This window comes from Nocardia sp. XZ_19_369 (genome assembly GCF_015355715.1).
GTDB lineage: Bacteria > Actinomycetota > Actinomycetes > Mycobacteriales > Mycobacteriaceae > Nocardia.
This window is the reverse complement of sequence record NZ_JACVED010000007.1, coordinates 559,469-585,051: the sequence shown is the minus strand read 5'-3', so window position 1 is coordinate 585,051 and position 25,583 is coordinate 559,469. Positions and strand designations below refer to the sequence as shown.

At 67.2% G+C, this 25,583-nt stretch carries 27 protein-coding genes and 1 riboswitch; of the genes, 13 read left to right on the top strand and 14 right to left on the bottom strand.

The genetic code is table 11. The annotated features are described in order from the left end of the window. Positions 1-10 precede the first annotated feature (10 nt). Positions 11-1,162 (top strand): methyltransferase, encoded by a 1,152-nt coding sequence (locus tag IBX18_RS27975; protein WP_194836445.1) that lies wholly within the window; start codon positions 11-13, stop codon positions 1,160-1,162. 127 nt (positions 1,163-1,289) lie between these two features. Continuing rightward, positions 1,290-2,141, top strand: a complete 852-nt coding sequence (locus IBX18_RS27970) for a Bax inhibitor-1/YccA family protein (RefSeq protein ID WP_194836444.1) — start codon at positions 1,290-1,292, stop codon at positions 2,139-2,141. 131 nt (positions 2,142-2,272) lie between these two features. Here the strand turns inward: IBX18_RS27970 and IBX18_RS27965 are convergent, their stop codons facing one another. Genes IBX18_RS27965 through IBX18_RS27955 form a run of 3 tightly spaced genes read right to left on the bottom strand, consistent with a single transcriptional unit; the run spans position 2,273 to position 4,923 of the window. Continuing rightward, positions 2,273-3,493 carry an acetyl-CoA C-acetyltransferase gene (locus tag IBX18_RS27965; protein ID WP_194836443.1) on the bottom strand — a complete coding sequence of 407 codons (1,221 nt, stop codon included), beginning with the start codon at positions 3,491-3,493 and terminating at the stop codon, positions 2,273-2,275. A gap of 40 nt (positions 3,494-3,533) precedes the next feature. Further along, complete coding sequence (locus tag IBX18_RS27960) at positions 3,534-4,424, bottom strand: SGNH/GDSL hydrolase family protein (RefSeq protein WP_194836442.1); 891 nt, start codon at positions 4,422-4,424, stop codon at positions 3,534-3,536. Positions 4,425-4,443: 19 nt separating this feature from the next. Beyond that, on the bottom strand, positions 4,444-4,923 hold the full coding sequence (locus tag IBX18_RS27955; protein ID WP_194836441.1) for a hypothetical protein: 480 nt from the start codon (positions 4,921-4,923) through the stop codon (positions 4,444-4,446). Positions 4,924-5,032: 109 nt separating this feature from the next. Between IBX18_RS27955 and IBX18_RS27950 the strand changes: the two genes are divergently transcribed. Beyond that, entirely contained in the window at positions 5,033-6,424 is a 1,392-nt protein-coding gene (locus IBX18_RS27950; RefSeq protein WP_194836440.1) for a cystathionine beta-synthase, read from the top strand. An 81-nt stretch (positions 6,425-6,505) separates the two neighbouring features. On the opposite strand, the gene IBX18_RS27945 is transcribed toward IBX18_RS27950, so the two are convergent. Continuing rightward, entirely contained in the window at positions 6,506-7,312 is an 807-nt protein-coding gene (locus IBX18_RS27945; RefSeq protein ID WP_194836439.1) for a DUF72 domain-containing protein, read from the bottom strand. A gap of 29 nt (positions 7,313-7,341) precedes the next feature. Then, positions 7,342-8,730 carry a cytosine permease gene (locus tag IBX18_RS27940; RefSeq protein WP_194836438.1) on the bottom strand — a complete coding sequence of 463 codons (1,389 nt, stop codon included), beginning with the start codon at positions 8,728-8,730 and terminating at the stop codon, positions 7,342-7,344. After that, positions 8,727-8,842: riboswitch (TPP riboswitch) on the bottom strand. Its footprint overlaps the gene before it by 4 nt. Positions 8,843-9,088: 246 nt before the next feature. Here IBX18_RS27940 and IBX18_RS27935 point away from each other — a divergent pair. Further along, positions 9,089-10,222: an AbrB family transcriptional regulator gene (locus IBX18_RS27935; RefSeq protein ID WP_107659216.1), complete on the top strand. Its 1,134-nt coding sequence runs from the start codon at positions 9,089-9,091 to the stop codon at positions 10,220-10,222. A 92-nt stretch (positions 10,223-10,314) separates the two neighbouring features. Here the strand turns inward: IBX18_RS27935 and IBX18_RS27930 are convergent, their stop codons facing one another. Then, positions 10,315-10,773 (bottom strand): DUF4254 domain-containing protein, encoded by a 459-nt coding sequence (locus tag IBX18_RS27930; protein WP_194836437.1) that lies wholly within the window; start codon positions 10,771-10,773, stop codon positions 10,315-10,317. A 434-nt stretch (positions 10,774-11,207) separates the two neighbouring features. On the opposite strand from IBX18_RS27930, the gene IBX18_RS27925 reads away from it, so the two are divergent. Further along, on the top strand, positions 11,208-12,080 hold the full coding sequence (locus IBX18_RS27925) for a hypothetical protein (RefSeq protein WP_194836436.1): 873 nt from the start codon (positions 11,208-11,210) through the stop codon (positions 12,078-12,080). Between the two features lie 79 nt (positions 12,081-12,159). Here IBX18_RS27925 and IBX18_RS27920 read toward each other — a convergent pair whose 3' ends face one another. Continuing rightward, a complete protein-coding gene (locus IBX18_RS27920) occupies positions 12,160-12,537 on the bottom strand; it encodes a DUF6401 family natural product biosynthesis protein (RefSeq protein ID WP_194836435.1) in 378 nt (125 codons plus the stop codon). A gap of 213 nt (positions 12,538-12,750) precedes the next feature. Then, positions 12,751-13,926, bottom strand: a complete 1,176-nt coding sequence (locus IBX18_RS27915; RefSeq protein ID WP_107659213.1) for an acyl-CoA dehydrogenase family protein — start codon at positions 13,924-13,926, stop codon at positions 12,751-12,753. A 269-nt stretch (positions 13,927-14,195) separates the two neighbouring features. Here IBX18_RS27915 and IBX18_RS27910 point away from each other — a divergent pair, with 269 nt between their 5' ends. Beyond that, entirely contained in the window at positions 14,196-15,341 is a 1,146-nt protein-coding gene (locus IBX18_RS27910; protein ID WP_107659212.1) for a cystathionine gamma-synthase, read from the top strand. 143 nt (positions 15,342-15,484) lie between these two features. Here the strand turns inward: IBX18_RS27910 and greA are convergent, their stop codons facing one another. Beyond that, the gene (greA, locus tag IBX18_RS27905; RefSeq protein WP_040738717.1) at positions 15,485-15,979 is read right to left on the bottom strand and encodes a transcription elongation factor GreA; all 495 of its coding nucleotides are present in this window, start codon (positions 15,977-15,979) and stop codon (positions 15,485-15,487) included. Positions 15,980-16,278: 299 nt separating this feature from the next. Next, positions 16,279-16,776: a DUF4307 domain-containing protein gene (locus tag IBX18_RS27900; RefSeq protein WP_228541809.1), complete on the bottom strand. Its 498-nt coding sequence runs from the start codon at positions 16,774-16,776 to the stop codon at positions 16,279-16,281. A gap of 117 nt (positions 16,777-16,893) precedes the next feature. On the opposite strand from IBX18_RS27900, the gene mca reads away from it, so the two are divergent. Together mca and IBX18_RS27890 are read left to right on the top strand one after the other, a co-directional pair. Then, the gene (gene mca / locus IBX18_RS27895) at positions 16,894-17,760 is read left to right on the top strand and encodes a mycothiol conjugate amidase Mca (protein ID WP_194836433.1); all 867 of its coding nucleotides are present in this window, start codon (positions 16,894-16,896) and stop codon (positions 17,758-17,760) included. Beyond that, positions 17,760-18,026, top strand: coding sequence for a hypothetical protein (locus IBX18_RS27890; protein WP_194836432.1), 267 nt, complete (start codon positions 17,760-17,762; stop codon positions 18,024-18,026). The genes mca and IBX18_RS27890 overlap by 1 nt, the downstream gene beginning before the upstream one ends. A 25-nt stretch (positions 18,027-18,051) precedes the next feature. Here IBX18_RS27890 and rnc read toward each other — a convergent pair whose 3' ends face one another. Beyond that, positions 18,052-18,786 carry a ribonuclease III gene (gene rnc / locus IBX18_RS27885; RefSeq protein WP_194836431.1) on the bottom strand — a complete coding sequence of 245 codons (735 nt, stop codon included), beginning with the start codon at positions 18,784-18,786 and terminating at the stop codon, positions 18,052-18,054. A 406-nt stretch (positions 18,787-19,192) separates the two neighbouring features. Here rnc and IBX18_RS27880 point away from each other — a divergent pair, with 406 nt between their 5' ends. Further along, positions 19,193-19,483, top strand: a complete 291-nt coding sequence (locus IBX18_RS27880) for a hypothetical protein (protein WP_194836430.1) — start codon at positions 19,193-19,195, stop codon at positions 19,481-19,483. Between the two features lie 10 nt (positions 19,484-19,493). Here the strand turns inward: IBX18_RS27880 and IBX18_RS27875 are convergent, their stop codons facing one another. After that, positions 19,494-19,886, bottom strand: a complete 393-nt coding sequence (locus IBX18_RS27875; protein ID WP_194836429.1) for a VOC family protein — start codon at positions 19,884-19,886, stop codon at positions 19,494-19,496. A gap of 432 nt (positions 19,887-20,318) precedes the next feature. Here IBX18_RS27875 and IBX18_RS27870 point away from each other — a divergent pair, with 432 nt between their 5' ends. After that, positions 20,319-20,897, top strand: coding sequence for a TIGR03086 family metal-binding protein (locus IBX18_RS27870; protein WP_194836428.1), 579 nt, complete (start codon positions 20,319-20,321; stop codon positions 20,895-20,897). A gap of 4 nt (positions 20,898-20,901) precedes the next feature. Here IBX18_RS27870 and IBX18_RS27865 read toward each other — a convergent pair whose 3' ends face one another. Continuing rightward, on the bottom strand, positions 20,902-21,087 hold the full coding sequence (locus IBX18_RS27865; RefSeq protein WP_194836427.1) for a hypothetical protein: 186 nt from the start codon (positions 21,085-21,087) through the stop codon (positions 20,902-20,904). Between the two features lie 342 nt (positions 21,088-21,429). On the opposite strand from IBX18_RS27865, the gene IBX18_RS27860 reads away from it, so the two are divergent. Beyond that, the gene (locus tag IBX18_RS27860; RefSeq protein ID WP_194836426.1) at positions 21,430-22,350 is read left to right on the top strand and encodes a serine hydrolase; all 921 of its coding nucleotides are present in this window, start codon (positions 21,430-21,432) and stop codon (positions 22,348-22,350) included. Here IBX18_RS27860 and IBX18_RS27855 read toward each other — a convergent pair. Continuing rightward, the gene (locus IBX18_RS27855; protein ID WP_228541951.1) at positions 22,302-23,246 is read right to left on the bottom strand and encodes a LysR family transcriptional regulator; all 945 of its coding nucleotides are present in this window, start codon (positions 23,244-23,246) and stop codon (positions 22,302-22,304) included. The genes IBX18_RS27860 and IBX18_RS27855 overlap by 49 nt on opposite strands. A gap of 89 nt (positions 23,247-23,335) precedes the next feature. On the opposite strand from IBX18_RS27855, the gene IBX18_RS27850 reads away from it, so the two are divergent. Further along, entirely contained in the window at positions 23,336-24,316 is a 981-nt protein-coding gene (locus IBX18_RS27850) for an MBL fold metallo-hydrolase (protein WP_228541808.1), read from the top strand. A 172-nt stretch (positions 24,317-24,488) separates the two neighbouring features. Beyond that, on the top strand, positions 24,489-25,223 hold the full coding sequence (locus IBX18_RS27845; protein WP_194836424.1) for a hypothetical protein: 735 nt from the start codon (positions 24,489-24,491) through the stop codon (positions 25,221-25,223). The last annotated feature ends 360 nt before the right edge of the window (positions 25,224-25,583 follow it).

Sequence of the window (25,583 nt, the reverse complement as noted above, 5' to 3'; positions counted from 1 at the left end):
CACTTGAGGCGTGGCAGCCATCGAGGACGTTCTGAGCCGACTGCGGCGGTATCCAGATGTGGAGGCATTAAACCTCTACGCTGTAGATGCCGCCGATCGGCTGATCCTCGATGTCGCCGACGAGGCGCTCGCCAGCAACGATAGCGGAAAGATAGCCATAGTCGGCGACGCGTACGGCGCGCTGACCATCGGCGCGGTGACCGCCCACGACCTGCGCGGGGTCCGTGTGCACCAGGATCTGCTCACCGGCGAACTCGCCCTGGCCAACAATGCCCGCGCGCTCGGCCTCACCGACCGCTACACCGCGTATCCGCTCGGCCGCGAGCTGCTCGCCGATGTCCGGGTGGTGCTGCTGCGGCTGCCGCGGGCGCTGGCCGGGCTGGCCGAGGTCGCCGACGCCATCGCGCGCTACGCCGATCCCGAGGTGATAGTGGTCGCGGGTGGCCGGGACAAGTATCTGACGAAGTCGATGAACGACGTGCTGGCCCAGTCGTTTTCCGAGGTCCGGGCCAGCCGTGGCCGGCAGAAGTCGCGCACCCTGCTGGTCAGCGGCCCGAAGCCGGTCGGCGACCCGCCGTTCCCGGTGCGCGACCGGCTCGACGACCTCGATCTCGACGTGGTCGCGCACGGTGCCGCCTTCTCCGGCGCCCGGCTCGACATCGGCACCCGGTTCCTACTGGAGCACCTGAAGTGGATGAAGCCCGATGCGCGCGAGGCGATCGACCTCGGGTGCGGCACCGGGATACTGGCCGTAAAGCTGGCCAAGGCCCGGCCCGCCCTCAAGGTGCTCGGCACCGATCAGTCGGCGGCCGCGGTGGCCTCGGCCAGGGCGACGGTGGCGGTCAACGGGGTTGCGGACCGGGTGACGGTGGTGCGCGACGACGCGATGTCCTCGGCCGCCGACAACAGTGCCGACCTGGTGCTGTGCAATCCGCCCTTCCACGTCGGCGCCGCCGTGCACACCGGGTCGGCGATCAAGATGTTCGCCGAGACCGGCCGCGTGCTTCGGCCCGGCGGCGAGCTGTGGACGGTGTTCAATTCGCATCTGAACTACCGTGGCGTGATCGAGCGCATGGTCGGGCGCACCGAGGTAGTCGGTCGCAACCGCAAATTCACAGTCACTCGATCCGTGCGTGGCCTACACGACGCGCAGCAGCGGTAGAGTCCGTTTTGTCCGCCTGCGCGCCGTTCTTTTCGGGAACTAGCGCCGGGCAGTAAACGTTGTACCCAGCAGTTGGATATCGAGCGCGAGCTCGACGAACAGCGGCAACGACCAGAAAGGGACGCAGGTGCGTAGCACAAGCAATCCGGTTTTCCGAAACTTGCCCAAGCAAGAGGGCAATGGCTACGCCAACTTCGGCTCAGGCGTGGCCGGGGCGGGCCAGTTGGGGCAGCAGTACGGACAGCCGTACCAGCAGCCGCAGCCGTACCAGCAGGCGCCGGGCACCACCCGGGCGATGACCATCGACGACGTGGTGACCAAGACCGCCATCACGCTGGGTGTGCTCGCGCTGTCGGCCATCGTCTCCTACGGCTTCAGCAACGCGGACCCCTCGCTGGCGAAATGGTTCGTCATCGGCGGCGGCCTGATCGGCCTGGTGCTCGTCCTCGTCGCGACCTTCGCCAACAAGATGGACAACCCGGCTCTGGTGCTGTCCTACGCGGTGTTCGAGGGTCTGTTCGTCGGCGCGCTGTCGTTCATGTTCACCGACATCAGCTTCGGCGGCGTCGGCGGCAGCGGCATGATCGCGCAGGCGGTGCTGGGCACCTTCGGTGTCTTCGCAGGCATGCTCGTCGTCTACAAGACCGGTGCCATCCGCGTCACGCCGCGCTTCACCCGGATGATCGTCGGCGCCATGATCGGCGTGCTGGTCCTGGTGATCGGCAACCTGGTCGCCGGCTTCTTCATCTCCGGTGGCCTCGGCCTGCGTGACGGTGGCCCGATCGCCATCATCTTCAGCCTGGTGGTCATCGCGATCGCCGCGTTCAGCTTCCTGCTCGACTTCGACGCCGCCGATCAGCTGATCCGCGCGCAGGCGCCGGAGAAGGCGGCCTGGGGCGTCGCCCTCGGCCTGACCGTCACCCTGGTCTGGCTGTACGTCGAGATCCTGCGCCTGCTGAGCTACTTCAACAACGACTAGTACCAAGCGGTTTCGACCGCCTCAGCTGACAACGGGTGGTTGCCGGAAACGGCAACCACCCGTTTTGCGTCCCGAGACAGCAGAGGGCGGTCACCACTCGGGTGACCGCCCTCTTCTGTGTACTAGCTATCTCAGCTCAGCCGCTCGATGACCATTGCCATACCCTGGCCGCCGCCGACGCACATGGTCTCCAGACCGAACTGCTTGTCGTGGGTCTGCAGGTTGTTGATCAGCGTGGTGGTGATGCGGGCACCGGTCATGCCGAACGGGTGGCCCAGCGCGATGGCGCCACCGGAGACGTTCAGCTTGTCCTCATCGATCTTCAGCTCGCGGGCCGAGCCGAGCACCTGCACCGCGAACGCCTCGTTGATCTCGACCAGGTCGATATCGTCGATCGACTTGCCCGCCAGGGCCAGTGCGCGCTTGCACGCCTCGATCGGGCCGAGGCCCATGATCTCGGGGGACAGACCCGAGACACCGGTGGACACGATGCGGGCCAGCGGGGTCAGGCCGAGTTCCTTGGCCTTGGTGTCGCTCATGATGACCAGCGCGGCGGCGCCGTCGTTGAGCGGACAGCAGTTGCCCGCGGTGATCGTGCCGTCGGGACGGAACACCGGCTTCAGCTTGCTGACCGCCTCGTAGGTGACACCGGCGCGCGGGCCGTCGTCCTTGGACACGACGGAGCCGTCGGGCAGCGTGACCGGGGTGATCTCGCGCTCGAAGAAGCCGTTCTTGATGGCTTCCTCGGCCCGGTTCTGCGACCGGACGCCCCAGTGGTCCTGCTCCTCACGGGTGATCCCGGTGAAGCCTGCGACGTTCTCCGCGGTTTGGCCCATCGCGATGTAGGCGTCGGGGATGAGGCCGTCTTCGCGCGGGTCGTGCCAGACGCCCGCGCCGCCCTCGGCGGTCTTCGCGGTGCGCGCCTGCGCGTCGGCGAAGAGCGGGTTCTGCGTGTTCGGCCAGCTGTCGGCGGAGCCGTTCTTGTACCGGGACACCGTCTCGACACCCGCAGAGATGAAGATGTTGCCCTCGCCCGCCTTGATCGCGTGGAAGGCCATCCGGGTGGACTGCAGCGACGACGCGCAGTAGCGGTGCACGGTGGTGCCGGGCACCAGGTCGTAGCCGAGCTGGACCGCGACGATCCGGGCCATGTTGAAGCCGGACTCGCCACCGGGGGAACCGCAGCCGAGGATCAGGTCATCGATCTGGTTGGGGTCCAGGGCAGGTACCTTGTCGAGCGCCGCGCGGACGATCTGGGTGGTCAAATCGTCGGGCCGCATGTCGACCAGCGATCCCTTGGCCGCCCGGCCGATGGGGGAGCGGGCGGTCGAGACGATGACAGCCTCAGGCATGAGGACTCCTTTGTCTGAAGGAACGTGCGAACCGCGGTTGTTACTCGCGGGTTCCTATCGAATCTACGTCGCGCCCCAGGGGACTGGCAGCCGGGGTCGCCTCGCCCAACGCCTCGAGCAGGACCGGAAGTAACTGGGCCGCGGCCAGCTCGTAACCGGCGGCCGAGGGGTGGAAACCGTCGGCGGCGAAAAGGAGTTCGGGCTGAGCGCGGAACTCGGGAGCGAGCAGATAACCCATCGGCACCGGACGGCCGCCGGCGACGGCGGTGGCCACCGTCTGCGCCTTGGCCAGCCGGACGCTCCAGTTGTGCACCACCGTGCGCAGCGGCTGCGGAATCGCGGTCACCGTGCCGAGATTCGGGCAGGTGCCGACCACCACCACGCTGTCGGCCCGGCGCAGTCGCGCGACCGCGGCGGCCAGCCTGCGCGCGGAGGCGCGCACCGAGTGCTTCTTGGTGATGTCGTTGGCGCCGATCAGGATCACCGCGGCGTCCGGCGGCGGACCGGCCACGAACATGGCGTCCACCTGACCGGACAGGCCCTTGGAGGTGGCGCCGGAGATCGCCTTGGTGCTCAATCGAATTCGCTGTCCGGTAGCCAGCGCCAGGCCACGGGCCAGGCGGACGCCGGGCACCTCGTCGGCGACCACGCAGCCGACACCGGCCGCGGTGGAGTCACCGAAGACCATCAGGTGCAGGTCCGCGTGCTTGCCGGTGCGCCAGCGTTCCGGCGTCAGGCAGCCCGCCGTGTAGATCCCGTCGGCTTCCGGTGGTTTCGAGGTGTCGCGGCCGATCACGCCACGCGCCGCGCCTGCCTGCGCCATCAATAGTCGAGAGGCCGCCCACCATGCGGTGCCCGCGCCGGAACCGGCCAAGACTGTTGCGGCACCGGTCACCGCGGCCGTACGCCAGCCGATGCGTGGTGCGTTCACACAAGAAAATGTACCGACTTCACGCAGTCGGGGCAGCCGGAGCGGGAACCTGGAACCAGCCGCGGGCGGGAATGTTCGCGTGGTCGGTGGTGACGGTGACCTCGACCAAGCCAGGGCCGGTGTCCTGGAGCAGTGAATACTGCATGCTGCCGTAGAGGCCGGACACGATCGTCTCGTCGTAGCTGCCGACCGCGCCGGTGCTGGTGTTGCGCCAGGCCACGGTGGTGCGCACCTCGCACAGCGGGGCCAGCGGATAGTCGCCCGGCCCGATGCCCGCCACGGGCAGCGCGCGCATATTGAGAATCGCCCGGCCCGGCCACGCCGGGCCGACATCGGCCCAGGTCCGGATGGTGGTGCCGCACCAGCCGCCGTAGGCGAGCGTGGGCACCTGCGGGAATTCGATGGTCACTGCGTTCGCCTGCGCGCCCGGTCCGGCCAGCGCGGCGAGTGCCGCTCCGGCCAGCACAACGCCGGCCTTGGCGATGTTCGGCTGCTTCATGGTTCGGATCCTAAATGGGCGTTTGCTGGAATCCCGGTTTGTCGAGCCGGAGGGGCTTGCGCGTGGCGTGCGCGAACTCACACCGGGACCATCTGGAACTATGGGTCGCATGCGCATCGCCGACCATGTAGTGGACCTCATCGGCAATACGCCGCTGGTCCGGTTGAACTCTGTTGTAGGCCCGAACGCCGGACTGGTGGCGGCCAAGATCGAATACCTGAATCCGGGTGGTAGCTCCAAAGATCGGATCGCGGTCAAGATGATCGACGCGGCCGAGCAGTCCGGGGCGCTGAAGCCCGGCGGCACCATCGTCGAACCCACCTCCGGCAACACCGGTGTCGGCCTGGCGCTGGTCGCCCAGCAGCGCGGCTACCACTGTGTCTTCGTCTGCCCGGACAAGGTGAGCGAGGACAAGCGCAACGTGTTGCGCGCCTACGGCGCCGACGTCGTGGTGTGCCCGACCGCCGTCGCGCCGGAGGACCCGGCCAGCTACTACAGCGTCTCCAACCGCCTGGTCGGCGAGATCGACGGAGCCTGGAAGCCGGACCAGTACTCCAACCCCGGCGGCCCGGACAGCCACTACGAGACCACCGGTCCGGAGATCTGGCGGGACACCGAAGGCAAGGTCACCCACTTCGTCGCGGGCGTCGGCACCGGCGGCACCATCACCGGCGTCGGCCGCTACCTCAAGGAGGTGTCCGGCGGCCAGGTCAAGATCATCGGCGCCGACCCGGAGGGCTCGGTGTACTCCGGCGGCACCGGACGGCCGTACCTGGTCGAGGGTGTCGGCGAAGACTTCTGGCCCTCCGCCTACGACCCGGCGATCCCGGACGAGATCATCGCGGTCTCGGACGCGGACTCCTTCGACATGACCCGCCGCCTCGCCCGCGAGGAAGGGCTGCTGGTCGGCGGCTCGTGCGGCATGGCCGTGGTCGCGGCCATCGAGGTCGCCAAGCGTGAGCCCGACGCGGTCGTGGTGGTGCTGTTGCCCGACGGCGGCCGCGGCTACCTGTCGAAGATCTTCAACGACCAGTGGATGAGTTCCTACGGCTTCCTGCGCGAGCGCCTCGACGGCAGCACGGTCGAACCGCTGGTCGGCGACGTGCTGCGCGGCAAGTCCGGCGAACTGCCCGACCTGGTGCACACCCACCCGTCGGAAACCCTGCGCGACGCCATCGAGATCCTGCGCGAGTACGGGGTGTCGCAGATGCCGGTGGTCGGTGCCGAGCCGCCGGTGATGGCGGGCGAGGTCGCGGGCAGCGTGTCCGAGCGCGATCTGCTCTCCGCGGTGTTCGAAGGCCGTGCGCACCTGACGGATTCGGTCGGCAAGCACATGAGCCCGTCGTTCCCGCTGATCGGTGCCGGCGAGCCGATCTCGGCGGCGACCAAGGCGTTGTCGGACACCGACGCGCTGATGGTCGTCGAAGAGGGCAAGCCCGTCGGCGTCATCACCCGCCACGACCTGTTGGGCTTCCTCAGCATCGGCACCCTCGGCCACTAACGCGGTTTCGCGCATACCTTTTGATTTCCCGCACACCGAATCGCATGCGATTCCTTGTGCGGGAAATCAAGGCAGGTGCGGCTATTCGAGTCGGGCGCGCAGGGCCAGCGCGTCGCGGGGCGCCATGACTTTGGCGTCGTTGTCGAAGTAGCAGTAGACGTCGTGGCCGGCGGACCAGGTGCGGATCTTGGCGGCCCACATGTCCAGGCCTTCATCGGTGTATCCGCTGACGTAGAGCTCGTCGTGACCGTGCAGCCGGATGTAGACGAAGTCGGCGGTCACCTCCTCCATCAGCGGGTATTTGCCTGCGGCATCGGCGATTACGAGTGCGATCTGGTGTTTGGTCAGCAGCTCGGTGAACTCCGGCGTGACGAAGCTGGGATGGCGGATCTCCAGCGCGTGCCGCAGCGGCTGGTCGGCGTCGGTGGTCGTGAACGCCGGATCCACCCGATGGTCGTGCCGTTTCGCGATCTCGACGGCGTGCGTGGTGCTGCGGGGTAGGTGGGTGAAGAAGGTGCCGAGCAGCTCCGGATCGAACTGGAAGTTCGGCGGCAGCTGCCAGAGGATGGGGCCGAGTTTCGGGCCCAGCGCCAGCAGCCCGGAGGCGAGAAAGTTCGCCAGCAGCTCGTCACCGTCGCGCAGGCGCTTCATGTGCGTGATGAATCTGCTGCCCTTCACCGCGAACACGAAGTCGTCCGGCGTCTGGCTCGACCAGTTCTGATAACTCGACGGACGCTGCAGCGCGTAGAAGGAGCCGTTGATCTCGACGCTGTTCAGCTGCTCGGACAGGTATGCGAGCTCGCGCTTCTGCGTGACGCCCTTCGGATAAAAGACGCCACGCCACGGCGGATACACCCAGCCCGAGGTGCCGATCCGGATCTCACCCATGACTCCATCGTGGCAGCCGGGGCCACCGGCTAGCCGGATTTGCCGACCGCGGCCCGCTCTTTCCGCAGCGTCGCAACCCGGCCGACAACCCACGCGACCAGCATCGCGGCCAGGAACGACAGCAGCGACGCACTCATCCACGCCTGCTTGGTGAAGTGCAGCTGCTCCTGCACATCCACCCAGAAGTCGGTCCACACACCGGCATCGCCCGGGTTGATGAGCTGATAGACCGAGAGCCCGGCCAGCCAAGCGGCGATCATTCCCCAGCGCGGCGGGGCATCTTCGGCGGTGTTCCACTCGCCCTTCGCGCGCAGGAAGAAGTCGGCGACCAGCACCCCGAGCAGCGGCACGAACACCGAGCCGATCAGGCCGAGGAAGGCGAAGTAGTTCGCCATGTTCAGCTGCAGCGCGAGCAGCGTGATCAACGCGCCCAGACCGATCGACAGGATCCGCCGGTCGATGCGCGGCGCGAGATTCTGGATCGAGAGCGCCGTGGAGTACACGTTGGCGAAGGACTGATCGGCCTCGCGCAAGACGAACACGAAGAAGAACAGCCCGCCGAGACTCACCTGGAGGAACGGCGAGTACTGGCCGTCGCCGGTGGCCCGGGCCAGCGCGAACAACCCGAGGGTGTAGGCGACGATCTGGGTGATCGCGTAGGCCCCGCTGGCCGCGCCGAACGCCGTGCCGGTGCTGCGCGAGTGCCGGGTGTAGTCGGCCGCGACCGGCATCCAGGAGATGGAGACCGCGAGCGCGGCGTCGGTGGCGATCCAGAAGAGGTTCCAGTCGGCGCCGAACGGGCCGCTGCCGTGCGGGCCCGGATTGGCCGACAGGTCAGGCAATCCGGTGCGGAAGAACTGGATATAAAACCAGACCAGCGCGATCACCACGCCGATCGTGACGAACCGGCGCAGCAGCCGCACTGAGCCGAGCGGCCAGATGGTCAGCGCCGTGGTCAGCACGCCCGCGGCCACCACATAGAGCCAGTGCGGGCCGCCGCCGAACAGCTCGTCGGCCGCGTCACCGATGACGATCAATTCGAAGGTGCCCCAGCCGATCAGCTGGGCGATGTTCAACACGGTGGGCAGATAACTGAGTTTCGCGCCGAACAGGCCGCGCAGCAGCACCATCGCGGGCTTGCCGGTCTTGGCGCCCGGCACGGCGGCCAGGCCGAGCATCAGCCCGCCGACGACGGTGCCGACGATCATCGCGAGGATGCCCGCGGAGATGGAGATCTGCGGTACGCCATCGGAATTCGGTGCCAGCACGGTGTACGCGCCGGAGAAGGCGATGAGGCTGACACCCAGGTTTGCCCAGAATGCGCTCTGGTCCCAGAAGGACAGCACCTTCGGGGCGGGCTCATCGAGGGTGAAGGGGGCCTCGTGCCGTTCGGAGTTGTGCAGGGTCGATGCAGACATGCCCGAAACGCTCTTCCTACGCCGGCATTACCCGGACAGGTTCATGCGGTCGGCGAAGCGCTGGGGTCCGCCCTCTCAGCCCGGCCGTGCCCGAGCTCCCGCGGTGGGGGTGGTTCGGGCGAATAGTACACGTGGCAACTCGGCGGTCACGGGGCTGCGCGCTCGGACGGCGGTGAGCTTCGAGTTCGCTCGAGTGTTTATCCGTCTTATATGGGGTAGTACGAAAAAGGGATGCAGGCGCGCTAATGTCCGCCCTGAGCAGGGAATTGGCCGTGTGCGTTCAGGATCACACCAGCTGTTAACCCTGATAACGGAGATGTAACGGTCTGTTCACTAGTCACCGCGAGGATTACTAGGTATGACGCGCAGGCAAGTGATCGGATGGGTAGCTCTGCTGGCCTCGGTGCTTGCCGGGGCGACGTTACTCGATCGCGTGCATTTTCCGGCGCCGCAAATGATTCTAGCGATCGTCGTCGGTGGGGCCCTGGCGTTGGCCGGGAAGTTGCCCGCTCCGATGCCGCGGCAGCTCTCGTGCGGTGTGCAGTCCATGCTCGGGGTGCTGATGGGCAGTTACCTGGAGATCTCGCTGCTGTCGAGTATCGGGATGGCGCTGGTGCCGGTACTGGCCGTCACGGTGGCGACGCTGCTGATCAGCCTGCTGGTCGCGGTGGTGTTCGCCCGGTTCGCCCACGTGGAATTGCCGACCGCGACGCTCGGACTGCTGGCCGGCGGTTCCGCGGCCGTGGTCGCGGTGGCCGACGATATGGACGCCGATCCGCGGCAGGTGGCGTTCATGCAGTACCTGCGGGTCGCGCTGGTCGCGGTCAGCGCGCCCGCCCTCGGCGCGTTGCTGAACAACAGTGGCGAGGGCCTGGTCACCGAGCACGCGACGCTCGGCGCCGCGGTCACCAATCCTGATCTGCCGTACTGGATGATCGTCGGGCGCGGCGATCAGGTCGCCGGGTTGTCCATCGCGGTGATGCTGTGCGTGCTCGGCACCAAAGTGGGCAAGCGGCTCAACCTGCCGAGCCCCGCGCTGATCGGGCCGATGCTGATGACCGCGGTACTCACCGCGCTGGGCGTCAGCCACGGGTACGCGCCGACGAATCTGTTCAAGGATCTGCTGTTCGTGCTCATCGGTTTCGAGGTGGGCACCCGCTTCACCAAGCCGGTCGTGCGCGAGATGGCCCGGATGATCCCCGGCATGACGGTCACCATCGTCGCGCTGTCCGCCATCGTCGCGGGCCTCGCCTTCACCGTCGCCACCTTCGTCGACCTCCAGCTGTCCGACATCTACCTGGCCACCACGCCGGGCGGCATCAACGCCGTGCTGGCCACCGCCGAGTCGATGGATGCCAACCTGCCGTTGATCACCTGTGTGCAGAGCATGCGACTGCTGCTCATGGTGTTGATGCTGCCGCTGCTGGCGAAGGCGATGCGGTGGTTTTCGGCACGGCAAATGGCGATGCCGGAACCCAAGCTAGCGGTCTGACCCGGCCTGGGCGGACACTTTCGCGCGCCGTAACGCGGTTTTCGGCGCGGTGCGGCGATAACTGTCCATTCAGGCCGGGTTCCCGTGCGCCACTACGCCTTCCGGACCGCGCCGACGATGAGATCGGTCCATTCATCGGCCAGCGAGGCCAGGCGATACCACGCCGCGTGGACCCGATCGTCGGACACCTTTTCGGCGGTGTGCAGCAGATGGCTGGCGTGCGCGTGTGCCGCGGCCATCCGATCGACGGTGGCGCCGAGGGATCCGGTGCGCAGGTGCTCGGTGCACCCGCGACGAGGCACCTGAGTGGCCACCCACTTATCGATGGCGGCGACCAATTCGGCTCGGCGGCAGTCGATTCCCGCGGCCGCGAGCGGATTGCCGTGGCGCTGCCGGTGCAGGGTGGCCAATGTGCGGGCCCAGCCGATCAAGGGGTGGTCGGTATTCGGATCGCCTTGGCTACTGGTGAAAGCGGCGACCAGCTCGCGCTGATCCGGCAGTGACCGAGCGGTGCCGCCGAGGCCGGGCAGGGCGTGATCACGCACGAACATCGCGGGCTCCCAGCGGGCGGCGCGTCGCGGCGCGGTCGACCGGCCATCGGCCGATGGGGTCGGCGGTCTGTGTGTTCATCGTGCTCCTCCGGGTGACGTCAGGCGGGAGGCATTGCCCTGATGCCGGATCCGGGGATAAGCGTGCGCCACCCACCTCGGCGTGTCGGTGACATCGAGATGGCACAGCGATGACAGGTCGTAACAATCTTCTCCGCATCGCGTCGGGCCGCATTGTGAGGAAGACCGACCAGTTCGGGGCGGTCGACTATGGACAGTACGGGCCCGCGTGCCGCAGCGGTGAGTAGTCGCGCCGAATGACTCAATGTGGCAAATTATCTGCAAACGAATGGTTCGAGTTATGCGGCAGGGGTATAACCGGCATTGAAGCAGCCTCGGCAAACGCCATGGCGTAATCGGATAGCGAAGGGATGGGCATGTACACCTCCAGTTTGGCTATCGATTTCCAGAAGGGGTTCTCGGACGCGTGGAGTTCGGTGGCCACGTTCGTCCCCAAGCTGGCCGGATTCATCGTCATCTTGCTCATCGGCTGGATCGTCGCGAAGGTCGTGTCGACGATCGTGGACAAGGTGCTCGACCGGCTCGGCTTCGACCGCCTGGTCGAGCGTGGCGGGCTCAAGCAGATGATGTCGCGCAGCCGCTACGACGCCTCCGATCTGCTGGCGAAGCTGGCCTACTACGCGATCCTGCTGATCGCGCTGCAGCTCGGCTTCGGCGTCTTCGGTCCGAATCCGGTGAGCGATCTGCTCGACGGCATCGTCTCCTGGCTGCCGAAGGCTGCGGTCGCGATCATCATCGTGGTCATTGCGGGTGCCATCGCCTCCGCGGTGCGTGACCTGGTCGGCAACATGCTCGGCGGGCTGTCCTACGGCGCGATGATCGGCCGGATCGCCGCGGTGTTCATCTGGGGTGTCGGCATCGTCGCCGCGCTGAACCAGATCGGGGTGGCCATGTCGGTCACCATGCCGATCCTGATCACCGTGCTGGCCACCATCGGCGGCATCCTGGTGGTCGGTGTCGGCGGCGGCATGGTTCGCCCGATGCAGCAGCGCTGGGAGAACTGGCTGAGCGGGCTGGAAGAGGAGATGCCCGCGGTCAAGGGGCACGCCGAGGCCTACTCGCGCGGTCGTGAGGATGCCTCCCGGGAGCAGCTGTGGATGGATCAGCAGGCCACCCGTGGCCAGCATGCGCAGCAACAGCAGTGGGATCAGGGTGCGATGCAGGGCGGCGGCTCGTACGAGCAGTCCGGTGAGTACATGGGATACCGCGACCCGGGCGACCGGCGCTAGGCACCCTGCTCGGTTCGAATGACGAACGCGTCCGCCGTGGGCTGTCGGCCTACGGCGGACGCCTTTGTTCTGGTGCCCGTCAGGCGGGCTGCAGGGACGGGTGCAGGCACACGCTCGCCAGGCGCAACTGCACCCAATCGGCGTTCGCCCAGCTGCCGAGGTCGCCCGGTGCCGTGCTGGTCATCGACGGTGCACCGCGATCGGCCGCGGCCTCGCGCACATGATCGAGCAGCCCGCGTGCGTAGCCGGCGAGCAGCACGCTCACCGGAACGCGCGCGGATTCCTCGACGCCGAGCGTGAGGATGTCGCGCACCGCGGCGGCGTGCTGATCCAGCGCCGCCGACAGCGCGGGCAGCTCCGCGGCCGCGGCAAGCGCCGGTACCCCGTGCGTCTTGTGCAGGCGGTTCAAAATCTTGCGCGCCGACACTTCGAGCAACGCGGGGCCCAGCAGAAACATGTTCCTATGCTAGCAACCGGCGAGTCTTTATAGAACTGTGACGCTTCACCCAGTCGCTTTTGCCGGAAAAGTGCGTTCCAGCAAATTGCCCGCACGAAAATCATTGGGGCAGAACCGGTTCGCCGAAGCCATTCATAAACGCGACCGACCGGTACGAATTCGGTGCGGCCGAACGCACAGTGGCCGGGCGTCGAGTTCAGTCCACGGACGCCGTCACCGGAAGGCGTTGGCGTCGGTGAGCGCGCGCCCGAGCACCAGCTGATGCACCTCCGCCGTGCCCTCGTAGGTGAGCACCGACTCCAGGTTGTTCGCGTGACGTAGCACCGGGTAGTCCAGCGTGATGCCGTTCGCGCCCAGAATGGTGCGGCACTCGCGAGCGATCGCGATCGCTTCCCTGGTGCTGTTCAACTTCCCGGCGCTCACCTGCTCGGGTGTCACCACGCCGCGATCCTTCAACCGGCCGAGGTGCACGGCGAGCAGCTGACCCTTGCCGAATTCCAGGGCCATGTTCGCCAGCTTCGCCTGGGTCAGCTGATACGCGGCCAGCGGCTTGTCGAACACCTCGCGGGTGCGTGCGTAATCGATGGTCGCGGCCAGGCAGTCGCGGGCCGCGCCGAGCGCGCCGAAGATGATTCCGAACCGTGCCTCGCTCAAACAGGCCAGCGGCGAGGCGAGGCCGCGCGACTCCGGCAGCACCGCGTCGGCGGGCAGTCGGACATCGTCGAAGTCCAGTTCGGCGGTCACCGAGGCGCGCAGCGACAGCTTGCGGTGCATCTCGCGCGCACTGAATCCCGGCGTCCCGGCGGGCACCAGGAAGCCGCGGATCACCTGCTTGCCCTCGTCCTCGGTCTGCGCCCACACCACCGCGATGTCGGCCACCGAGCCGTTGGTGATCCACATCTTCGAGCCGTTGAGCACCCAGTCGGTGCCGTCGCGCTTGGCCCTGGTCCGCATGCCGCCCGGGTTGGACCCGAAATCGGGTTCGGTGAGCCCGAAGCAGCCGAGTGCACGGCCCGCCGCCATCTCCGGCAGCCACTGCTGCTTCTGCTCCTCCGAGCCGTACTTGTGGATCGCGGTCATCGCCAGCGAGCCCTGCACCGACACCATGCTGCGCACGCCGGAATCGACCGCCTCCAGTTCCTGGCAGGCCAGCCCGTACATCGTGGCCGACATGCCCGCGCAGCCGTAGCCCTCCAGATGCATACCGAGCAGCCCGACCTCGCCCAGCTGCGGTGCGATCTCGCGGGCCGGGAAGGTGCCTTCCTCGAACCAATCCGCGATATGCGGTCGCAGGCGTTGATTCGCGAAGGTCGCGACGGCATCGCGGATCTCGCGCTCCTCGTCGGACAGCAGGGAGTCGATCGCGAACAGTTCTTCCACAGTCACCATGCGCTAAGCCTAAATGGGGAGGGCGCCGGTGAGATCAGGGTCACCGCAGGTGCTTCTCGGAAAATTTTCGGTGCAACGAGCTCAGCTGCGGAACTAGATCGGAATCATCGGACGAATGCCGGACACGCGCCAACTGTGGAGCACCAGGGGGTTGCCCAGAAATCGCCCCTGATTAGGCTGGCCATCATGAGCGAGCGTAGCGAGCGAACCACAAAAACAGCTGAGCTCAGCTCGGTCATGCCGGAGCCGAGCGCAAGCGAGGCGCAGGTATGAGTGAGCTGGGGTTCTCCACACGGGCCGTGCACGCAGGATTCGATCCCGACCCGCAGACCGGCGCGGTGAACGTGCCCATCTACGCGAGTTCGACGTTCGCCCAGGACGGCGTCGGCGGCCTGCGCGGCGGTTTCGAGTACGCCCGCACCGGCAACCCGACCAGGTCCGCGCTGGAAGCCAACCTCGCCGCGCTCGAATCCGGTACCTACGGCCGGGCATTCGCCTCCGGCATGGCCGCCACGGACTGTGCCATCCGCGCCACGCTGCGCCCCGGTGACCACATCGTCATCCCGGACGACGCGTACGGCGGCACCTTCCGGCTGATCGACAAGGTGTTCAGTCAGTGGGGCATCGAGCACTCGCCCGCACACGTCTTCGACGTGGACGAGATGCGTGCCGCGATTCGGCCGAACACCAAGCTGGTGTGGGTGGAGACCCCGACCAACCCGCTGCTGAGCATCGGTGACATCCCGGCGCTGGCCGATATCGCGCACGGCGCGGGCGCGAAGCTGGTGGTGGACAACACCTTCGCCACCCCGTACCTGCAGCAGCCGCTGCTGCTCGGCGCCGACATCGTCACCCACTCGACCACCAAGTACCTCGGCGGTCACTCCGACGTGGTGGGCGGCGCGTTGATCACCAACGACCCCGAACTCGACGCGGCGTTCGCGTTCCTGCAGAACGGCGCGGGTGCGGTGCCTGGCCCGTTCGACGCCTTCCTCACCCTGCGCGGCACCAAGACCCTGGCCGTGCGGATGGACCGGCACTGCGACAACGCGGAGACGCTCGCCGAGTTCCTGTCCCGGCATCCGGCGATCTCCCAGGTGATCTACCCGGGCCTGCCGGAGCACCCCGGTCACGCGGTCGCCGCCAAGCAGATGCGCCGGTTCGGCGGCATGATCTCGGTGCGGCTGCACGGCGGTCCGGATGCGGCCCGCGACTTCTGCTCGCGCACCAAGGTGTTCACGTTGGCCGAGTCGCTCGGCGGGGTGGAGTCGCTGATCGAGCACCCGGCCGCGATGACGCACGCGTCCACCGAAGGCTCCGTGCTGGAGGTGCCTGCGGATCTGGTGCGGCTGTCGGTCGGCATCGAGGACGCCGCCGACCTGCTGGCCGATATCGAGCAGGCGCTCGGCGGCTAGGAGCCACGGACATGACGAAACGGCCGCACTCGGAATCCGGGTGCGGCCGTTCGTGTCTCAGGGGAAGAACTCGGCCGTGGCGCGCGCTGCCGAGCTGCGCGCCGCTGCGTCCGGGGAGGGACGCGGCGCGACGGCCGAACGCGTCAGCTGTGGTACGGCTCCGCGCTGACCAGGGTGACCTTCATGGTCTTGCCGTTGGGCAGGGTGTACTCGCGCGTGTCGCCGACCTTCGCATCGATCAGCGCGCCGCCGAGCGGGGACGCCGGCGAGTAGGTCTCCAGCTTGGAGTCGTTCAGACCCTCTTCGCGGGTGGCGATGAGGAAGGTCTCGGTGTCGGACTCGTCGCCGTCGTAGTAGACCTTGACGACCGAGCCGGGGAGTGCGACGCCGGACTTGGTGGGCGCGACGCCGACCTTGGCGTTGTTCAGCAGCTCCTGCAGCTGGCGGATACGCGCCTCCTGCTGACCCTGCTCCTCGCGCGCGGCGTGGTATCCGCCGTTCTCCTTGAGGTCGCCCTCTTCACGGCGTTCGTTGATCTCGGCAGCGATAACGGGACGATTGGCAATGAGCGCATCGAGTTCGCCCTTGAGCCTGTCGTGCGACTCCGGGGTCAGCCAAGTCACTTGCGTCTCAGTCATCTCGATCACTCCCTAGTAGTTGTTCCCGGCGGGCCGGGATTCCCTGATAACTGCCGCAGTACCCACCCGTAGGGCGGGCACGCACCAGTCGACGGCTAGAGCGATCCTGGGAAGTTCATCGAACCCCGACAGACCCGGTTCCGGACAAAGCTCGTAACCCGGAACAGATAGCGCTGGCCGCCAATGCAGCAAACACGGCTCCGAACCCCGGAACCGTGTATCAGGCCATTTTAGCATGAATCACAAACGTGCAGGTCGGAGTTAATTTCGAGGACAACCGCTGCGGCAAAAGCGGCAAATCACCCTGCTCGAAGATAGCTGGGCACCTCGGCGCTGCAGCCGTAGATACTGCTCGACGCCGGTCGCGAGGACGCCTTGACCGTGGTGGTCTGCTCGATCGTGCCGCTGGTAGACGGGGCGATCAGGACCTCTCGACGGCCGACCTCGACACTGTCGCGTGCCATGGCCCGAACGAAGCATACGACGGGCTGTGCGGGATCTTTGCGGGTGACCTTGATCCGGATCGTCATCGTCGAGTCGTCGACCACGACGTAGCCCAGTTGTTCGGACTCGATGTCCTTGGGGCCGTACTTCTGGTAGCCGATGTAGGCGATGCCGCAGCCGAGCAACACCACAACGAGGCTGAGCGTCACCGGCAGCCAGCGGCGGTCGACCGGAGGTTTGGTGCCGTACCGGTCGGTCGGCCTGTTATGCGTCGCCGGGACCGTGACGCCAGCAGCGGTCGCGGATTCATCGGGCGCGTCCGCACCGGGCGAGGTTCCATCGCGCTGGCTCAAGGTCGCTCCCGGGGGGTACGTCGGAACAAAAGTCGGTCGAATGGAACTATAGGGAACGAAGACCAGACACCCGCGAGCGAGAGCGATGGTGAACGAGACGTGAGTGGCCTTCGCCTCATGGCGGTGCATGCCCACCCCGACGACGAATCCAGTAAGGGTGCCGCGACGACCGCCCGGTATGCCGACGAAGGACACGACGTCCTCATCGTGACGCTGACCGGTGGTGAACGCGGCAGCATCCTGAACCCCGCGATGGACACCCCCGGTGTCCTCGACCGGATCGACGAGATCCGCCGCGAGGAGATGGCCGCCGCGGCGCGTGCGCTCGGCGTGCGCCAGCACTGGCTCGGATTCGTCGATTCCGGTCTGCCGGAGGGTGATCCGCTGCCGCCGCTGCCCGAGGGCAGTTTCGCGACGGTGCCGCTGGAGGAGTCCACCGAGGCGCTCGTGCGGGTGGTGCGCGAGTTCAAGCCGCACGTGATGACGACCTACGACGAGCTGGGCGGCTACCCGCACCCGGACCACATCCGCTGCCACGAGGTGTCGGTCGCGGCGTTCGAGGCGGCGGGCGACCCGGCCCGGTTTCCCGACGCGGGCGAGCCGTGGACGCCGCTGAAGCTGTACTACGACCACGGGTTCACCGCCCGGCGGATGGAAGTCTTCGCCGAGGAGTACGAGCGGATGGGTGAGCCGTTCCCGCTGCAGGAGTGGCTGGACCGGATGCGCAAGTACGTCCCGGAGCGCGGCGACGTGTTCTCCAGGGTCACCACTCAGATCGACTGCGCCAAGTACTTCCCGCAGCGCGACGACGCCCTGCGCGCGCACGCCACCCAGATCGACCCGAACGGTGCGTTCTTCGCCATCCCGCTCGAGCTGCAGCAGCGGCTCTGGCCGACCGAGGAGTTCGAGCTGGCCAAGACCAGGGTCAAGACGGCGCTGCCGGAGACCGATCTGTTCGCCGGCATCGAAGACGAGCAGCGGTGATGCTGGTTCTGCTCGCCCAGACCCCCGGCACCCCGACCGGGCCGGAGTTCGGCAAAGCCTCCCCGCTCGGGTTCTTCATCATTCTGATCCTGCTCGCGGGCACGGTCCTGCTGGTTCGGTCGATGAACAAGCACCTGAAGAAGCTGCCGGCGACCTTCGAGCCGGACCACCCGGAACCGGACCAGGAGGCCGACGAGGGAACCGAGCGCGGCATCACCACCCGGCCCGACGAGGCCGAGCCGGATGGGCGGACCGACAAGACCTGATTCGCGCGAGCGCGACGCGCAGGTCTTACTCGTCGTCGTCCGGCGCCAGCGCGGCGTAGGCGGCCGCGGCGGCGTTCTGCTCCGCTTCCTTCTTCGAGCGCCCCACCCCTTTGCCATAGGCCACGCCGCCGACCACTGCCGTCGCGGTGAATTCCTTGTCGTGGTCGGGGCCGGTGGAGGTGATCTCGTAGCTGGGGACGCCGAGGCTGTGCTCGGCGGTGTGTTCCTGCAGGCTGGTTTTCCAGTCCAGGCCCGCGCCCATCTTGGCGGCGCGCTGCAGCAGATCGTCGAACAGCCGCAGCACCACGGTGCGGGCGACGCCGATGCCGTGCTGCAGGTGCACCGCGCCGAGCAGCGACTCCATGCCGTCGGCCAGGATGCTGGTCTTGTCGCGACCACCGGTGAGTTCCTCGCCGCGGCCGAGGAGCAGATGCGGGCCGAGCCCGCCGGGGCCGAGGCTGCGGGCGACCTCGGCGCACGCGTGCATGTTCACCACCCGGGACCGGATCTTGGCCAGATCGCCTTCGGTGCGTTGCGGATGCCGCAGATAGAGATATTCGGTGACACTGAGCCCCAGGACCGAATCGCCGAGGAACTCCAGTCGCTCGTTGGTCGGCATGCCGCCGTTCTCGTAGGCGTACGAACGGTGCGTCAATGCCAATGTCAGGAGTTCGTCGTCGAGTGGAACACCGAGCGCGGCAATCAGATCCGTGTGGTCGTCGGAGTTCGCGCTGCGGTACGCACCGGATTCGTCCGTCATAAGCTGCACCGCGCGGTGCCGCGCGAAAGTCGGGGCCGCCCATGGGCGATGCGCAGGTCGTCGACCGACCTGCGGGAGACAACGACACCGGCGCCGCGGTGGGCCCTCAACGATCGCACACTCGACCTTCCTGGTAGCACACCTGCATTGCGCTGCACGAACGTGAGTTTACCCACGTGCGGGCAGCGCGAATGCGTGGTCCGAACCAACATGCTGCGGGCGAAACGCCGATGCTGTGACCGTGGTCACACCACTGGCGGAGCCGTAGGATGGAGCGACCTGTCCGGTCGCGTGGCGCAGCGCGAGCTGTGCTCGAAACATCAAGTGGGGGAATATAAATGCGGACCACACCGGCTCGACCGCCGATCTCGTCGAAGCAGTGATCGGTGCGATGGGTATGGCACCGATGACCACGACGCAGGCGTGTGTCGCAGGCCAGCAGGCCGGATCGCCGGTCGGCCTGTGCGTGGTCGGCGGCGCCGACGGCTATCAGGTTTCGGCGATCGGGCAGGGGTTTGTCGGATTCCTCAGCTTCGCAGGGCCGGGTATCGACCGCGATCTCGCCTCGTCGCCGACCGAGGCGGATCCGAGCTGGATCGTCAACGGCATCGGGCGCGGCAGGGTGTGCGTCGTCGCGTATCAGAAAGACGGTGGCGGATTTCATCAGATCGCCGTGGAGTGTCAGAACGTCGACTGACGGCTGCGGATCAGTTGGGGCCCAGCAGGTCCCACCGGTTGCCTGCGATATCGCGAAATACCGCCACCTTGCCGTAGGGCTCTTGCCGTGGCGCGGTGACGAATTCGACGCCGTGCGAGACCATGCGGCGATAGGCCGCGTCGAAATCGTCTACCTGGAGAAAGAATCCGACTCGGCCCGCGGTCTGGTTGCCGACCACGTCGGCCTGCGCGGTGCCGTCCGCGCGGGCGAGCAGCAGCCCCGTCTGGGCGCCGGGCGGGCGGACGACGACCCAGCGCTTCGGTCGCCCGTCGTTGGTTCGGGACGGGGTGTCCTCGATCAGGTCGAAGCCGAGCGCTTCGGTGAAGAAGGCGATCGCCGGGTCGTAGTCCGCGACGACGACGGTGCAGAGGTCGATGCGCATGGTCACGACATGGTAGGCCGCGCCTGCCTGAAGGCGGCTGGTCGCGTGCTGCGAATCGGCAATGCGTGGCAAGTTGTTTCAACCGGGAGTAACAGGATTGAACCGCACCTGAACTGGTTATCGAAATCTGTACGACCGGGGCGGAAATCGGAAGTGATTGTCATCTGGACGCCCACTACATAGCGCGCTCTACGGTCGCAAGGGTGTCTGCGCAACAGTTTTCAAACGTTGTGGGACGAGCGTTGCATGTGCTCGCACCGCATTGCAGACTGTATCCGAGATGTATTCGGATCGCGCATCCGCTTTTTCCCCTGGCCACCGAGAAGCACACTGCTGGCAACCTATTTCGCCGCGAGCAGCTTTCGCAACGGCCTCCGTATGTCGCCCGCCTGTGTTACCAATTCAGCCAGACCGCTCGACCGAAGGAAGCTCATGGACAACGTGATCGGACAGATCGACCGTGCTCTCGACGCGACGAGCGTGATCGTCGCCGCCTTGGACGACAGCTCCTTGGCCGCGCCGACGCCCTGCCGGGAGTGGGACGTGCGCACCGTGCTGAACCACACGGTGGGTGGCATGCACGTCTTCGCGGCCGCGTTGAGCGGCACGGATTCCGGCGCCGATCACGAATCCGATTGGCTCGGCGGCGATCCGCAGGGCGCTTACGCGGCGGCGGCGGAGGTGGACCGCGCGGCCTGGCATCGGCCCGACGCGCTGGACAACACCGTGCACAGTTCGCTGGGTGCGCTGCCCGCGTCGGCGGCCGCCCTGGTGCACCTCACCGAGCTGGTGGTGCACGGCGTCGATCTCGCGGTGGCCATCGGCAGGCCCGATCTGGCCGACGACGAGTTGTGCGGCGAACTTCTCGCCACCATGCAGAGCCGGGGTGGGATCGACCAGTTCCGCGGTCCCGGTGTCTTCGATGCCGAGGTCCCCGTCGCGGACGGGGAGCCCGGGCATCGTCGACTGCTCGGCTATGTCGGCCGGGAAGTGCTGGCCCGGACGCCGTAGCGCGTTAGCGGATCCGCACCACGGTCGAGGCCGCCAGCAGCAGCAGCTCGCGGGCCGCTGCCTGCTGGTAGTCGAGCCGGCCCGCGTGGTTGCGGTGGAGGGTGTGGTGCTCGGCATGTACCGAGGACGTCGCCGCACCGATATTCCGCGCTGCGTCGTCGTTCGGACGTGCGAAGGTGAAAATGCGCATGGCAATTCCGTCCTTTCCTTCATGGCGGGTATTCGGTCCGATTTCCTGCGCGCTCACCGCATTTCGGGCACACGTCGGAAACGTAGCCGGATACGGTGGGTGCGCGTTCCTGCACGCCGGTGTTCGCGGTTGAAAACGGACACCATCGACTCGATGTGTATTCGAGTCGACGGCAGGTAGCGCTACCGGTCGAGCTACCGAATCCGTCGATTCGGTCGCATCGACCGTTGTCCGCGCACCGGCGCGTTACGAACTGTATCGGGTCGAATTCGACCGGCGCATCCTATTTTTCGGCGGCCCGGCTAGGTAGCGCCGCACCGGTTGCGTTCGATCGCGGCCGATATGGCAGCTTGGGCAGTCGTGCAGGAGATCTTTCGCGACGTCGGTGTGCAGGGCTGGGTGCATGCCCGGTGTTTCGACTGCGGCGCGGAGGTGGGCTCGGGCGCCGACGAGCCGGTGGTGCTCGCGTCGGTGGTGAAGGTGCCGCTGGTGCTGGAGTTCGCTCGGCAGGTGGCGGCGGGACAGCTGGATCCGACCGATCGGGTGCGTGCGGGCGGCGCGGATCGCCTCGGCGGGGTCGGCACGGCGGGTTGCCACGACGACGTCGATCTCAGCCTGCGTGATGCCGCCTTCTTCGCCATCACGCTGAGCGACAACACCGCGGCCGATCTGCTGTTCGAGCGGGTCGGCATCGACAATGTGCGCTCGCTGGTCCGCGAACTCGGGCTCGCCGAGACCCGGATCGTCGGTGCGCCACGGCATATCGTGCAAAGCATGGCCGACGACATCGGCGCGCGGGACGCGGCCGAGTTCGCCGAGCGGTTTCCGGCGCTCGCGGCGTCGGAGATCCTGCGTAGCCGGGCGCTGGATCCGCAGCGGACCACCGCGAGCACGCCACGCGAGATGACCAGGCTGCTCACCCTCATCGGCGAGGATCGCGCGGGCCCGGCCGAGGCCTGCCAGTGGGTGCGCGATCTCATGCGCCAGCAGCTCAATTGGCACCGCCTCGCCGCAGCGTTCCCGCCCGAGGTGCAGGTGTGGGCCAAGACCGGCACGCTACCCGGTGTGCGCAACGAGATCGGTGTGCTCGAATATGCGGACGGAAGTCGCTATGCCGTCGCGGTTTTCACCAGGGCAGGCACGCTCGCCCAGCGGCTGCCCGAGGTGGATCGCGCGATCGGCACCGCGGCCGCGCACGCGATCGGCAGCATTGTTCACGGCCTGCCGTACACCACGTTCCACGGCCGCTGCGCCACCTCCTGAACAGCGGCGGGCCGAGAGTTGCCGTCGCCCTGGACAACTCGCACGATCAGCTCCGCGAGATCGGCCACCAAGGGGTGTGGTGCGTGCGCGGGCCAGGCGAGCGAGAGCCGCCACTGCAATGTGCCCGCCGGTAGTGGACGCCAGACGACCCTCGGCTCCTTCTGCGCTACCAGACCCTGGTCGAAGGCGACGCCGCGACCGGAAAGCACCATGCCCAGCACGAATTCGGGGTTGCGGGCGTGCTGCACCCGGGCGGGCCGGAAGCCGTGCTCCCAGCAGGTGCGCAGTGTCGCGTCGTAGAGACCGGGCGCGGCCGCGCGCGGAAAGATCACCAGACCGAGTCCGGCCAGATCGGCGAGGGTGAGCGAAGCACGCACCGCCAGGGGCGAATCGCGCGGCAACACCACCCCGACCGGGGTGTCGACGGCGGGGCCCAGCTCCAGGCCGACCACGTCCACCGGGTGTTGCACCAGCCCCGCGTCGAGCTGCCGGTCGGCGAGCAGGCGGACCTGTTCGGCCGTGGTCAGCTCCTGCAGATCTACGCGCACCTCGCGACTTTCGAACGCGGTGAGGATCGCGGCGAGCACCCGTCCCGCCAGTTCCGGCGGCACGCCGACCCGCAGCTCGTCCATCTCGCCGCGATGCGCCTTGCCGACCAGCGAGGTCGTGCGCTCCCAGCGGGCGAGCAGATCGCGAGACTCGGCGAGCAGGATCTGGCCCGCCTCGGTGAGCTCGACGCGGCGGCTGTCCCGGTCGAACAGCCGCGCGCCCAGATCGTTTTCCAGTGTGCGGATGCGTTGGCTCAGCGGCGGCTGGGCGATGCCGAGGCGTTCGGCGGCCCGGCCGAAATGTAATTCTTCGGCGACGGCAACGAAGTACCGCAGCTGACGCAGCATGTCCACGCTGCGACGATATCGTTTTCGATATCGCCGAGCAGACCTGTCGGTCTTGGACAGCGGTGGCGGTCCTGTGTTCTTGTGCCCGCATGACAGGTTTCGGACGGCGAGAATTCTTCGGTATGACGGCGGGCGCGTCGGTGCTCGCGGGTGTAGTCGCCTGTGGCGGAACGGAATCCGCGAGCCCGGCGGCCGCCACCTCGGTCACCGGTGCTCCGGCGCCCGGTGGCGTGACGCTGCGCTGGTGGGGCAACAACGGCTGGGAAATACGGCTGCCCGGCGGTAAGACAGTTCTGATCGATCCCTGGCTGACCAGGTTCCATACCGGAACCTATACCGCCGCGGGTGCCGACCCGAACACTCCGATCACCGTCGATACGGCGCTGATCGACCGCTACGTGGACAGCGGTGAACTGCGGGCCGACCACATCCTGGTGACGCACGGTCACTACGACCATCTCACCGATGTGCCGTACCTGGCGAAGAAGACCGGTGCGACGGTGCTCGGCACCGAGACTCACCTGAATCTGATGGCCGCGCTCGGTGCCCCCGAGGATCAGCTCGCCATCGCCACCGGCGGTGAGCACCTGCGCTTCGACGGGTACACCATTCGCGTGCTGCGCTCGCTGCACTCGGCGTCCGGGGCCAGGGCCGCGGTGGCGTTCGCCGGTACCCGGACGGGTCTCGGTGCGGAAAAGCTGCCGGAGCCCAAGGTGATTCGGGATCTGGTCGAGGGCGGCACGCTGGCCTACGAGGTAAGCGGTGGCGAGGTGAGCGTACTGAACCTGGGCGGCTCCAACTACATCGAATCCGAGCTGGCGGGTCTGCGCCCGGACGTGCTGCTGTTGCCTGCGGGCGGCGGCAAGATCGTCGACTACGTCGCGCGGCTACTACAGGTGACCGGCGGCCCGCGCTACGTATTGCCCACGCACTGGGACGATTTCGACTATCCGCTCGCCGAACCGGCGCGTGACTGGGGTGGGCTCGAGGCGCTGCGTAAGGCGGTCGCTGCGGCCGGCCCGGCAAGCAAGTTCGTCACCGTCGATCACCTGGAGACCTTCACGCCCTGAGGTGCGCGGCTCGTGAAGTGAGCAGTTTCTGGTCTGGCACATGGGCTCTGCCGGGGCGGAAGGGTGGCGTAACAAACTGGTCGTTCTACCGATACCAGATGCACGCGCTGCGGATGCAGTAGCGAGAACAGCCAATCGGTGGGGAAATCCCTTGGCAGTGAGGAACTTCGAGATGTTCACAAGGAATACCGCGCGCAGTGTCGCGGCGCTGGCCTGTGGGGCGGCCATGCTGCTCGCCGGGTGTGCTGCCAACTCCGCGGATAGTTCGCCGAAGCCCGGCGCGACCGCCTCGGCGACGAGCGCCCCCGCAGTGCCCGCGCCGGTTCCGGGGGAAACCGGCGCACCTGCACCTGCACCAGCCCCCGCGCAAGCACCAGCACCAGCACCTGCGCCCGCACAAGCGCCCGCACCGGCACCAGCACAAGTGCCTGCACCCGCCCCCGCGACCGCTGCCCCCGAGGGCTCGCCCGCCAAGGTCGAACAACCTGTCGCAGGCGCACTTTGGGACCCCTGCTCCCTCCCCGAATCCAAGATCTCCGCCGCCGCACTGGACACGTCCACCAAGAAGCGGCTCACCCACCCCAACAATCCCACCTGGCAAATGTGCCAGTGGCAAGCCATCGACCGTTCCTTCGAATTGGTGATCGGCACCTCCGACCGCACCATCAACGACCTACTCGAACCAGGAACATTCCAAGATCTCCGCCAAACCGAATACTACGGACGCCAGGTAGTCCTCTACCGCTCAGTCCAGGACACCCACAAACGAACCTGCAACATCGGCACCCCCGCCCCCTTCGGCAGCACCGAACTAGCGCTACGCACCACCAAGATCCAAACCGACGCCTTCGACTCCTGCGCCGACGTCCAGCGCATGGGCGCCGCCCTACTCACCTCGCTGCCCTGACCCGAGCGCCTGCACGAGGGTGCTAACCGCTCGGTCGCCGGGTCTTTCACGCCCGGCGACCCAGCACTTGGTCAACGATCGACGCTGCCGTTTGTGTCGTGGTGATCTGCCGAGCCGGTCAGCCTGACCGTCCAATTGCATACGCGGCCCTGTATCCGTCCCGCGGGTACGGTTCGGTGTCGGTCGCACCGCCTACGATTGCGGCGGGATCGAGAATGGCGGTCCCCGGATACGCCGAGGCCCTGCCAGAGGTGGACTCCAGCAGGGCTTCGGATTTGTCTTGGCGGACGTTTCTGGTTGTTCCTACATGCTACGACAAACCACTGACGAGTTCAGTGTTCGGTTGCGGGCTTGTCGGGC